Source organism: Pseudomonas sp. P105, assembly GCF_032614175.1.
Taxonomy (GTDB): Bacteria; Pseudomonadota; Gammaproteobacteria; order Pseudomonadales; family Pseudomonadaceae; genus Aquipseudomonas; species Aquipseudomonas rhizophila.
Genome location: NZ_CP126693.1, coordinates 3,408,508 through 3,420,376 on the forward strand (window position 1 = coordinate 3,408,508; position 11,869 = coordinate 3,420,376).

Below are 11,869 nucleotides of genomic sequence, written 5' to 3' on the forward strand. Positions count from 1 at the left end.
GTTATATTTGATAAGACCCGTCAAAAAGGTACGGCAGCCATGAACTCCCCCCATACCGCTAAATGGCGCTTCAAACTGGGTATAGCCATCATTTGTCTGATGCTAGGCTCCTGGCTGATGGTGCCAGTCGCGGCGGCGCTCGATGTGCCTGGATCAAAGATCGCAGCGCTGACTGGGGTCCTGTTTATCAGCAACAAAGTCCTGCTGATTCTCGTCATCGCCGTCATGGGCAAGGCCGGCTTCCAGCAGTTGAAGGGCAGCTTGGTCGGTTACGTGTCCGGGCTTGTGCCTTCCATGAAGGACGAAGTTGGCCCGGTTCGTCATCGAATCGGCATCGTGATGTTCTGCTTGCCGTTGATCTCCTCATTCCTCGAGCCTTACGTCGATGCCTTCTGGCCAGGTCTCAGACCGAACCTCTGGCAGGCCCAATTGCTGGGTGACGTCATGCTGATTGGCAGCTTTTTTGTACTCGGGGGGAATTTCTGGGAGAAGGTGCACGCGTTATTTGTGCGAACTGCACGTGTCTCGGACTCAAGTGCGACGTGAGTCGACGATAGAAACGAAGGCTTTCAACCCTAGCGGACGTTAGCTGCCCAGCGTCAATCAGGACCGGCGCCCCCGATCGCTGGCACGTCCAGCGGTGCGACTTCGCAAGCCAGTCCTTGGCTTCCCAAACCCCAACGACACATGAACATTGAGCACGGTAAGTAGTCCGCAAAAAACCCTAACTCGCCCCACCCATACGCAAAACATCTGAACTCAGTACATAACATATATTTTCAATTCCCTCGCACCGGTGACTAGCATTCGCCCGGACGCTGCGTGGCCTTCTATCTGCGGCGTCTACCTCCAATAAAAATAATCAGGAGACATCAATGCACAGGTCATCGAAGCCGCTCGCCGCGGCAATTGCGACCGCTACGCTGGGCGCGAGTTTGCCGGGCGTGGTCATGGCCGACTTTCTTGCGGACAGCAAGGCATCGCTGGAACTGCGCAATTTCTACTTCAACGCCGATTACCGACAGGAAGACGCCAACCAGTCGAAACGCGAAGAATGGGCGCAGGGCTTTCTATTGAACTACGAGTCCGGATTCACCGAAGGGCCGGTGGGGTTCGGTATCGATGCGATTGGCCTGCTGGGGGTAAAGCTCGACTCGGGGCCGGACCGGCAGAACTCTGGCCTGTTGCCGGTCGGCGATGACAAGGCACCGGATGAGTACAGCCAGCTGGGCGTGACAGCCAAGGCGCGTTATTCGAAAAGCACGCTGTACGCCGGCACGTTGGTGCCGAAGCTGCCGACCGTGCTGCCCAACGACTCGCGCCTGCTGCCGCAGACTTTTCGCGGCGGGATGCTGACCTCGCGGGAAATCAGCGGGCTGACGCTGAACGCGGGGCGCCTGACCCAGAACAGCCTGCGCAACTCCCCCGCTAATGAGGACATGCTGGTGGCCGGCAAGGGCATCAGCGGCGGTCAGGCCAGTGACCGGTTCGATTTCGCCAGCGCCAGTTATCGTTGGACGCCCAAACTGACCACGGGCTATCACTACGGCCATCTGGATCAGAACTACAAGCAGCACATCTTCAACCTGGCGCACGTGCTGGCGCTGGGCGAGGACCAGGCGTTCAAGAGCGATCTGCGCTTCGCCCGTTCCACCGAGGCCGGAAACACCAACGTCGACAACGATGCCTTTGGCGCCAAGTTCACCTATGAGCTTGGCGGTCACGCGTTCGGGGCGGCGTACCAGAAGATGAGTGGCGAGACGGGTTTTCCGCATATCAATGGCACCAATTCGTATCTGGTGAACTACGTGATGATCTCGCCGGACTTCGCCAGCCCCGGCGAGAAGTCCTGGCAGTTGCGCTACGACTACGACTTCGCGGCCGTGGGCATGCCTGGGTTGAGCTTCATGACCCGCTATGTGCGGGGCGACGATTTCGACGGCCCTGGCGGACGTGACGGCCGTGAGTGGGAACGCAATACCGATATCGGCTACGTGTTCCAGCAAGGCGCGCTGAAGAACTTCGGCGTGAAGCTGCGCAACGGCACCTACCGAAGCACGGGCAATGACATCGATCAGACCCGCTTCATCCTCAGCTACACATTGTCGCTGCTCTAACGCCCGCCCACACCGCACCGTTGCCCGAGCGGGCAACGGTTTTGCTGAACAGGATATTGATCATGACTTTGCGAAAAACACTGCTTTGCCTGGCCGTGGCGTGCGCCCTGGCCACCACCCAGCTGAGCGCACAGGCGGCAGACACTGCCGACCTGCCCTGCCGCACCACAGCCGAATGCGCGGCCGAGGCGGCGAAGATTGGCGCGACGGTCGATCGTGCTGGTGCCAAGCACAGCAAGCACGACAACCAGTTCACCTGGGTCAACCGGATCAACAAGGCGTCCATCGTCATGCTGACTGAAGAAGACATCGTCAGCCGCCAACAAGGGCAAGAGATCGCCCGCGGCGTTCAGTACGTGATTGATCAGGCCGGCAAACCCGACGGCAAGAAGCCCAGCGACGTGCTACAGATCGAGCGCATCATGATCGACAAGATCGGCCCGCAGGCCTCGCTGATTCACTCCGGCCGCAGTCGCCAGGACATGTACGCCACCTACCGTCTCGCGACCTTGCGCAGCCAACTGCTGGATTACACCGACGCAATGAATGACACTCGCGCGCAACTGCTGAAGCTGGCGAAGGACAATGTCGATACGCTGATCCCCGCCTACACCAATGGCGTGCAGGCGCAGCCGATCACCTACGCCCATTACCTGCTGGCTTATGAGGCCGCGTTCGAGCGCGACGCCCAGCGTATACGCGAGCTGTATGAGCGTCTGAATCTCAGCCCTATGGGCACGGCGGTGCTGGCCAATTCCGGCTGGCCACTCAACCGTGAACGCCTGGCCGAATTGCTCGGTTTCGATGGCGTCCGGGAAAACTCGCTGGATGCCGGACAGGTCTCGACCTATGACATTCCTATTGAGGCGGCCGGGATTGCCTCATCCTCGGCGATTCGTATCGGCGCGATGCTGGGCGACATCCATACGCAATATCATCAGATTCGGCCCTGGCTGTTGCTTGAGGAAGGCGCCACCTACACCAGCAGCGCCATGCCGCAGAAGCGCAACCCGGGCCTGATCATGCGCGCGCGGGAATCGGCCACTGATGTGGTCGGTCTTGCCCAGACCGTCACTCTGCGTGCGCACAACGTGACCACCGGCATGACCGACTACAAGTTCGCCTTCGACGCACTCGGGCTGTTCGATAATGCGCAGCAGATGTTCGTCCGCACGCGCCAGGTCCTGGATGCGCTGGTGATCAATCCGCAGCGTGCGCTGGAGGAACTGGAAGGCGAATGGACCACCTCGATGGAGCTGGCCGACACCCTGGAGCGCGAGCACAAGGTGCCCTTCCGTATCGGTCACAGTTTCGCCTCGCTGGTGGTAGGCCATGCGCGCAAGGAAGGTTTCGTGCCAGCCAACTTCCCCTACGCCGAGGCGCAGCAACTGTTCACCAAAGCGGCGCAGAAGTACAACTGGAAGACCCGCACCCTGCCGCTGACTGAGCCAGCTTTCCGGGCCACTTTGTCGCCGCAGAACATGGTCAAGACCCGCGTCGGCACGGGCGGCCCGCAACCGGCCGAAGTCAAGCGCATGCTCAAGGAAGCGAACGACGCGCTGGCCGGTGATCAGCACTGGGCCAATGGTCGCCGTGAGCGGCTGGCGAAGGCCGAGACCAGCCTGGACAATGCCTTTGGCGCACTGCTGAAGAACTGAGCCCTAGCGCTTCCCGGCCACAGCGTCGGGAAGCGTCGCCTTCCTCCCGGGCATCAGCGCCTCGCGCAGGGCCAAGCGGTCAAGCGCACCACTCCAGGCCGAGATCACCACACACGCCAGGCTGTTGCCGATCACGTTGGTCAGTGATCGGCATTTCATCAATCGCTCGACACCGAGCAGGAGCCCGAGGTTTTCCAGCGGCACCAGATTCAGGCCGGCCACCGTGGCGGCAAGCGTCAAAAAGGCAGAGCCAGCCGCGCTGGTCGAGCCCATCGAGGTCACAAGCGTCACCAACAACAGCATTACCAGAAGCGGTCCATCCAGCACTACCCCAGCGGCCTGGGCGAGAAACACCAGGGCACAGGTCAGGTAGATATTCGAGCCGGTGAGATTGAAGGTGTAGCCAGTGCTGAGCACCAGCCGCACCACCCGCTGATCGCATCCGGCCCGCTCGAGCTTTTCGATCAGCCCTGGCACCGCCGCCACCGAAGCGCCGGTAAAGGCCACCAGACAAAGTTCGGCCTTGATATAGACGATGAGACGCCATAACCCCAGGCCGGTGCACCGCGCCGTCAGGCCCAGCACCAGGGTGACAAACAACAAACAGGCGCAGTAGACAGTGCCCACGAACTTGAGCAGCGACCAAGCGGATGCTGGCCCATAGCGCCCCACCGTGAAGGCCATCGCCCCGAAGGCGGCCAGTGGCGCGAATCTGAGCACCTTGCGCAGCGCCCACAGCAGCCAGCCGACCAGCGCATCCAGCCTGCGCCGCAGCGGCTCGCCCGCATCACCGGCATAGCCAAGCCCCAGGCCGAACACCAATGCAGCCAACAACACGGGAAGAATGACGGTATGAGCCATTATCTGAGCCAGGCTGGTCATCACCGCCGAGGGCAGATCGCTGATCGGCCGCGCGATGGAAGCCGGGAGCGACTCACCGCCGACGCCAGGTGCCAGCAATATCGCCAGTGCCGCCCCGGTGATCAGCGACAGCACGGTCATCAGCAGGAAGTAAGCCAGCACGCGGCTGGCACACCGCGTCTTTTGCCCGCGCTCGCCGAAGCCCGCCACCGCAGAAGACACCAGCACGAACATTACCAGGGGTACCGCATGGCCGATCACGCCGAGAAAAACATCGCTCAGCGGCTTCATCCGCGTCGCCCATTGCGGCTGCACGACACCAAGCGATATGCCCAGGGCAATCGCGATCAGGATCAGCAGGGTATCGTTGCGGTATAGCTTGGCTAAAATCATGGGCCGTCGCGCAATATTGTTGTTTTAGTCGCTTCAGTGCCCCGTATCCTAACCGATCAAGAGCCGCAGTTGCGCCACCGGTCTGCTCCCGCCCCACCAGGACTCCCGTTTATATGGAACTTCGCCATCTCCGCTATTTCGTCATGGTCGCCGAAGAAGGGCATTTCACCCGCGCCGCCGCGCGCCTGAACATGCAACAACCCCCGCTGAGCCAACAGATCCGCGCGCTGGAAACCGAACTCGGATTCGAATTGTTCAAACGCCATCCCAAGGGCGCTGACCTGACCACCGGTGGCGCAGTATTTCTGGAGGAGGCCAAGGCCATCCTGGCCCGCGTGCAGGACGGTTCGCGTCGGGCTGCAAGGGTGGCCAAGGGCGTGGAAGGCACATTAGCAATTGGTTTCACCTCATCAGCCGCGGCACACCCGCTGATCCCGCGCATCATCCGTGCCTTTCGCGAACAGTACCCGGCGGTGGCAATCACGCTCGCCGAAGGCAACGCCGGTCGCTTGACCGAACGTGCCAGCGCCGGCCAGTTGGACGTGAGCATCCTTCGTGCGCCGGTCAGCCGACCAGACGGGATCGAGTTCCATCGCCTGCTGGTGGAGGAATTATTGATGGTGTTGCCGGTGGGCCACCCCGCATTGGCCGAGCACCCCGATGCCGTAGACCTGCGGGCCATACGTGACGAGCCCTTTATCCTGGTTCGTCGGCCCGGCGCGCCGGGGATGTACGCCAATCTGTTGCGCGCCTGCGAGGCGGTCGGCTTCGAACCGCGAGTCGCTTTCGAAGTGGAAAGAATGCTGACCAATGTCAGCCTGGTTGCGGCTGGTGAGGGTGTCTCGGTCGTGCCGGCCTCGATGCGCGACATTCACCGGGAAAGTGTCGTCTACCGTCGCATCCTGGGCGCCCGCCCCCGCCTTGTCGCACCGCTGACGCTGGTCTGCCGCCAGGACAACGAATCGCCCGCATTGCGCAATTTCGTCGTGCTGGCTCGGGACCTGGCGAAGGGATATCGCAAGCAGGCCGTAGGGTGATCGTGTGGAGCGCTATAGCGCCCTATAAATCAGTGATTGTCGTCCCTGCAATCGTCTCGGCGAAACCGACACCGAACATCCGGCCCGGGGTTTCAAAGCCTGCCCGCCGCTCACCGTCCAGCACCCGCCGCGCCGCCTCCACAGCCGCCAGGGGGGTGTAGGTGTAGCCGTTGACGGTCTCGATCATTGAACGCGCTACCGTGCCGTCAGCTCCTGTGACTTCTGCCACGGCGCGGGCGCGGTTGGCCTCACGTTGTTCAACGCTTGGGCCGTCGGAAAGTTGTGACAGGTCGCCTTCGGGAAAGGCATCACCGGTGATATTCACGAACATGGCGATATTCGGGACTGCGGTGGAATGCCACCCGGTGATCAGATCACCGAAGGACAGCGGTGCGCACAGTGCCGGGCCATCGCCAAAGTCGAAGTGCTGAGGCTGCGCGTCGGGTGTTGCCACCAGTAATCCGTCCACCCGCGCCAAGAGCCCCGCGCCGATGATCTCGCTGACGCTCAAAGCCGATCCCCGTGACATGGAGCCTGCGACCTGCAGCGCCATCTTCAGCGACTGCGGATCCTGTACACGACGGGCGACATGCATGGCCAGGCAGTCTGTCGGCACCACGTCCCAGCCGACGCCGGGCAGCAACATGACACCCGCTTGGACGGCCTGTGCGCCAAGCTGTTCGGCCTGCCGATAGACGTTGATCTCGGCAGTGATATCCAGGTAGTCGACCCCAGCCTTGATGCAGGTCTGCATCAGGGCGGGCGCTGTCTGTGCAAAAGGCCCGGCGAAGTTCAGCAGCACGCTGATGCCTTCCAGGGATTGTGCTGCGTGTCTATCCGGGCTGAACACTCGGTACGTGACGTTCAGTTGAGCAGCCAGAGCCTGCAACCTTTCGCCATTGCGTCCGGCGATGACAAATTCCAGCCCCAACGCTTTGGCATGCTCGGCAGCCATGCGCCCGGTGTAGCCCGTCGCGCCGTAGATCATTAATTTTTTCATTGATTGTGCTGCCAGTTCTTGTAGACGAATTCGAGGCTGTAGCCATCCGGGTCAAGGACATTGGCTGCGTAGTAATCGGGGTCGTAATGCAGACGTGCGCCGGGGGCGCCGTTGTCGCGGCCGCCACTGGCCATGGCCTCCGCATACGCCGCGTTGACCTCGGCCTTGCTGCTCGCCACGAAACCGACATGCACGGCTCGCCCCTCGACCACGCCCTCGCGCAACCAGAAGAACATCCGCCCATTGGCGCCGAAGCCCTTGAGATCCGGGTGGCCTGGCGGTCCGTCCTTGCCGTCGTAATCAAGTCGCACGGTAATGCCCAGCGGGGTCAGTGTCGCGGTGTAGAAACGGATGGAACGCTCAATGTCGCTGACTGAGATAAAAATATGATCAAGCATGCGCTAGCCTCGCTATTCAGATGTTGTAGCTGCCCGCGACTTCGATCGTCTGAGCATTGATCCAGCGTCCTTCTTCGGACAGCAGCATGGCGATCACGCTCATTCGCTGCGCCACTGTCACTGAGTTGAGTCACCACAGTAACCATCGCCTTGGTAGCGAGCGCAGCCGTTCCTGCTCGAATCCTGCCTGTTTCTACTTTTTGCTTGCGTGGACGCATCCGCCTGCGTTCAGATGGCCCCATGACCAACCCACTCAATGAACTGCGCGCCCTGGCTGCTCGGGCCGAGAACCGCCGCACGGAAACGGGCATACCGCGCCTGGCCATGGTCCAGGGTGAAATCCCGGCGCATTTGCTGGCCGCCGTTTACGAACCGATGATCAATCTGATTCTGCAAGGCAGTAAGTCAATGACCATCGGCGACCGTACGCTGGACTATGACCCTGCGACCTATTTCGTCATGTCCATCGAATTGCCAGCGGTCGGCCAAGTCCATCCCGCTGCGTCCGGCGAACCTTACCTGGCGGTCAGCCTGACACTCGACCCGACGGTCCTGGCAACTTTGCTCGCCGACCTGCCAAAGCCTGTCGGCCAATACGAAAAGGATGCGGGCTTTTCGGTAGCCTCAGTCACGCCCGAGTTGATGGATGCCTGGGTCCGCATGCTGCGGTTGATGAACCGGCCTGAAGACATTGCGGCCCTTGCCCCAGTTTACGAACGAGAGATCCTCTACCGGGTGTTACAAGGCCCTCACGGCTGGATGCTGCGTGATATCGCAGCACCCGATAGCGCCATGGCTCGGGTCAGCCTCGCGATCCAGTACATTCGCCGGGAATTTGCCGAGTCCATTCGCGTGGAAGCGCTGGCACAACGGGCTGCGATGAGCGTTTCGGCCTTTCACCGTCACTTCAAAGCCGTGACCGCGCTGAGCCCTCTGCAGTACCAAAAAAGAGTGCGTTTGCTTCAGGCTCGGACACTCCTGGTCGCCCATGCCAAAAGCGTTACCAGCGCGGCATTGGAGGTCGGTTACGAAAGCGCTACACAGTTCAGTCGCGATTACGCACGAGTATTCGGACTGCCCCCAGCACGCGATGCGGCAAGAATTCAGGGTGAAATCCTCGGCGAGCAGATCAGATGAAACGGTTTTTTCCCCGGATGCTGTGAGTCAGTCACCGTTGCTGTTCGCGCTGAACGAAACAGGCCACGGGGCAGTCGGAACACCAGGCCCCTCGGCAAAGAAACCTGACTCATGTCCTTACGATCTGCTGTCCTCGCTACGTTGCTCACGTTGGCCGCCAGCACGGCGGCCGCCGCACAAGAACCGCTGCGTCTGGAACGCCTGGACCGCTGCGGTGACCTGCTGCAGAGCCAGCATCAGGACTGGTGCCTGACGGTGCATGGCTTGGATACTCAAACGCCACAACTGAAACTCGGTGAAAAAACGCTACCCGCGCTCATTGTCCAACGCGAAGGGCAAAACCTGCGCGTGCGCCTGGACAGCGCCGCCTATCAGAGCGGCCCTATTTGGCTGGAAGACGGGCAGCGCGTCAGCAATGCAGCCTGGCTGAGCCTGCGCAACAGTCACGTATTGGCCGCCGGGCCGGACGAAGTCGCCAAGAACATGGACGGCTTGAGCACCTACGTCGATCTGGTGAGCCTGTTGATCGAGGAAAATCACGATGGGCGCCAGGAAGCTGAGCGTCTCGCCCAAAAATACGGCGCCAAGGTCGTCGGCAGTATTGCTCCCCTGAACCTGTATCAGCTTCGGCTACCTGCCAAGGATCTGGTGCAGCGCGACGCGCTGGTGCTACGGATGGGCAGCGAGACCAGTGTCGATGCCGTGGTGATCGAGGAGTCGGCGGCAGAAGAGGCCGAGCAAGCCAGCGCTCACCCCGAAGAGCCGAAGAAGCCGGCCCTGGACTCCGATGAATGGGCCGCCAACCGTTTTCTCGACGCGGTGAACTACTACCAGCGGCGCATTCCTGCGCGGCAACCGCCCACCCCGCCGCAACCGGTGCGCATTGGCCTGATCGAACGTAACGTGGATTTCGACACCGCCGATTTCGCCGACTACCTCGGTGGCTGCTCGATGCCGCGCACCTGCGTCTATGCGCGCGATGCGAGTACGCCAGACAACCACGGCACCACCGTCGCCGGCATTCTCGCCGCGCGCTGGGATGACGGTGGAAACACCGGTTTTCTCCGGGGTCTGGACAAAGCCAGCGGTGGTTTCGAAGTCATTGTCGAGCGCAACTCCGATGCCGGGATCACCGCCAACATCGCCGCCTCGGTCAACCTTGTGGAGGACGGCGTGCGGGTGCTCAACTGGAGCTGGGGCATTCACCGCGTTGGCGCGAAAAACGTCAAAGGCGATGAAGTCGACTCGCTGTTGCGCTCAGGCATCGCCATGAGCGGTTACGAGGAACTGCTGGAAGAGTTTTTCCTGTGGCTGCGCAAGGAGCATCCCGACGTGGTGGTGGTGAACTCCGCCGGCAATGGGTCTTCGTTCTCGGGCACCGATGAATACCGCCTGCCCTCTTCGTTCATCACCGAACAACTGCTGGTGGTCGGCGGGCACCAGCGCAACGAGCGCGCCGGGGTTGCCGTCGATGATCCGGCCTATGCGGTCAAGCGCAGCTCCTCGAATATCGACATGCGCGTGGACATCACCGCCGCCGCTTGCGCCCACGCCTCGACCACCAGCGCCGGCGAAAACGGCGCAGTGCATTGCGGCACATCCTATGCCACGCCCATGGTCGCGGGCTTGCTGGCGGCGATGCTGTCCATCAACCCGCAACTCCAGCCCGAGCAACTACGCATGCTGCTCCGGCGCAGCGCCATGACCATTGGTGAAAACCACGACTTCGAACGGATGGATGGCGAGGACCTCACGGCCCCTATCCTACCGTCGGAGCGCAGCTATCAGCTTAACGACAAGGACGTGGGGCGTTCGGCGCGGCTGGACATGCAAAAAGCGCTGGACCTGGCGGAGCAGAGCCGCACGCGCGTGCGCTGAACCTGGCACCGGGTGTGGGATAAAAAGTACTGGCTGCAGCGACATCCATAGTTTGACCCTCCTCGAAGTGAGCGATGCCTCAGGTGCATAACCTGTGAGCCCACATGGAGGAGATGGCGATGAAACCCACCCGTTTTTTTGGAAAGACCGTACTGGCCTGCACATTCATCCTGGCAATGATCGGATGGGGGGTCGGTTTCTATGGGCCGCCGATCTATATGCAGGCCGTGATGGATCGCACCGGCTGGCCGGTGGCCCAGGTGTCGGCGGCCGTTACGCTGCACTTTCTCAGCGGCCCCCTGGTCATCGCCAACCTGCCAAGGCTCTACGCGCGCTTCGGTGTACCGGCCATTACCCTGCTGGGCTGCGTGGTGCTGGGGGTCGGGGTGAATATCTGGGCTCAGGCCAGCCAATTATGGGTGCTGTATGCCGGGGCCATCTGCTCGGGCATCGGGTTGGGTGACATTGGGCGCCGCCGCCGTTAACACCCTGATCGCGCCCTGGTATATCAAGGAGCGGCCCAAAGCCTTGGGCAAGGCTTACAACGGCGCCAGCATGGGTGGGGTGATTTTCTCGCCGTTGTGGGTGTTACTGATCGAGCGTTTTGGCTTTGCCACGGCGGCGCTGGTGATCAGCCTCGCAGCCGTGGTGCTGCTCGGCTGCTTCGCCTTTCTGGTGTTCAATAAAAGCCCTCAAAGCCTCGGCCAGCATCCGGACAACGCCGACCAACCAGAACCGGTAGCGACTGGCACGAGCGCCGTACCCTGGACTGCGGCGCAAACTCTCAAGTCGGCCAGTTTCCGTTCCCTGGCAGCGGGCATGTCCCTGGGGTTGTTCGCCCAGATAGGCTTGATCGCCCACCTGTATTCGATTCTGGCGGGACGCATGGGCGCCCATGACGCCTCATTCGCCATGGGCCTGGCCACCGCCAGCGCCATGGGCGGGCGTTACGTGGCCGCACGCCTGATGACCCAAGGCGTCAACCGCCGTCAACTGGCCTGCCTGGGTTATGGGATTCAGATGCTTGGAACACTGATGCTCCTGGGCCTGGATATCCATCCGGCGGTCGCCTGGGTGGCGGTGGTGTTGATCGGTTCGGGAATCGGCAACGCCACTTCATTGCCGCCGTTGATCGCCCAGACTGAGTTCAGCCGTGAACAAACCGCCAGGGTGATTGCGCTGATGGTCGCAATCAGTCAAGCCACCTATGCCTTCGCTCCGGCGTTCTTCGGTCTGGTCCGTTCGGTCTTTGCCGAACCGAGTCAGGCCATCGCCGCTATCGTGGTTGCCGCCGTCGTGGTGCAAGGCCTCGCGATCCTGGCGTTCTACACGGGCGTGGTCACCCGCCCTTTCAAGAAAACCGTGTACTGACTCTCTACCTACGTCAGGA

General features: G+C 61.5%; 9 protein-coding genes and 2 pseudogenes. 7 read left to right on the plus strand and 4 right to left on the minus strand.

The features are described from left to right. Positions 1-39: 39 nt before the first annotated feature. The 3 genes from QOM08_RS15300 to QOM08_RS15310 all read left to right on the plus strand — a co-directional run bounded on the left by QOM08_RS15300 (position 40) and on the right by QOM08_RS15310 (position 3,775). Complete coding sequence (locus QOM08_RS15300; RefSeq protein WP_076384367.1) at positions 40-546, plus strand: transporter suffix domain-containing protein; 507 nt, start codon at positions 40-42, stop codon at positions 544-546. Between the two features lie 329 nt (positions 547-875). Beyond that, positions 876-2,117, plus strand: a complete 1,242-nt coding sequence (locus QOM08_RS15305; protein WP_076384365.1) for an OprD family porin — start codon at positions 876-878, stop codon at positions 2,115-2,117. Between the two features lie 62 nt (positions 2,118-2,179). After that, the gene (locus tag QOM08_RS15310) at positions 2,180-3,775 is read left to right on the plus strand and encodes an argininosuccinate lyase (protein WP_107322328.1); all 1,596 of its coding nucleotides are present in this window, start codon (positions 2,180-2,182) and stop codon (positions 3,773-3,775) included. Positions 3,776-3,778: 3 nt separating this feature from the next. Here QOM08_RS15310 and QOM08_RS15315 read toward each other — a convergent pair whose 3' ends face one another. Further along, a complete protein-coding gene (locus QOM08_RS15315) occupies positions 3,779-5,029 on the minus strand; it encodes a cation:dicarboxylate symporter family transporter (RefSeq protein ID WP_177513909.1) in 1,251 nt (416 codons plus the stop codon). A 113-nt stretch (positions 5,030-5,142) separates the two neighbouring features. Between QOM08_RS15315 and QOM08_RS15320 the strand changes: the two genes are divergently transcribed. Beyond that, positions 5,143-6,066 carry a LysR substrate-binding domain-containing protein gene (locus QOM08_RS15320; RefSeq protein WP_188250790.1) on the plus strand — a complete coding sequence of 308 codons (924 nt, stop codon included), beginning with the start codon at positions 5,143-5,145 and terminating at the stop codon, positions 6,064-6,066. 22 nt (positions 6,067-6,088) lie between these two features. Here the strand turns inward: QOM08_RS15320 and QOM08_RS15325 are convergent, their stop codons facing one another. The 3 genes and pseudogenes from QOM08_RS15325 to QOM08_RS15335 form a co-directional block, all read right to left on the minus strand. Beyond that, positions 6,089-7,066 (minus strand): saccharopine dehydrogenase family protein, encoded by a 978-nt coding sequence (locus tag QOM08_RS15325; protein ID WP_188250789.1) that lies wholly within the window; start codon positions 7,064-7,066, stop codon positions 6,089-6,091. Further along, complete coding sequence (locus QOM08_RS15330; RefSeq protein ID WP_107322325.1) at positions 7,063-7,464, minus strand: VOC family protein; 402 nt, start codon at positions 7,462-7,464, stop codon at positions 7,063-7,065. Before QOM08_RS15330 ends, QOM08_RS15325 begins: the two co-directional genes overlap by 4 nt. 16 nt (positions 7,465-7,480) lie before the next feature. Further along, positions 7,481-7,561: pseudogene (locus QOM08_RS15335) on the minus strand (3-oxoacyl-ACP reductase); the annotation flags it as partial. A gap of 143 nt (positions 7,562-7,704) precedes the next feature. Between QOM08_RS15335 and QOM08_RS15340 the strand changes: the two are divergent. The 3 genes and pseudogenes from QOM08_RS15340 (at position 7,705) to QOM08_RS15350 (ending at position 11,850) form a co-directional block, all read left to right on the plus strand. After that, the gene (locus QOM08_RS15340; RefSeq protein WP_172833794.1) at positions 7,705-8,601 is read left to right on the plus strand and encodes an AraC family transcriptional regulator; all 897 of its coding nucleotides are present in this window, start codon (positions 7,705-7,707) and stop codon (positions 8,599-8,601) included. Positions 8,602-8,712: 111 nt separating this feature from the next. After that, a complete protein-coding gene (locus QOM08_RS15345) occupies positions 8,713-10,479 on the plus strand; it encodes a S8/S53 family peptidase (RefSeq protein WP_188250788.1) in 1,767 nt (588 codons plus the stop codon). A 119-nt stretch (positions 10,480-10,598) separates the two neighbouring features. Beyond that, positions 10,599-11,850 (plus strand): annotated as a pseudogene (locus tag QOM08_RS15350) (MFS transporter). The last annotated feature ends 19 nt before the right edge of the window (positions 11,851-11,869 follow it).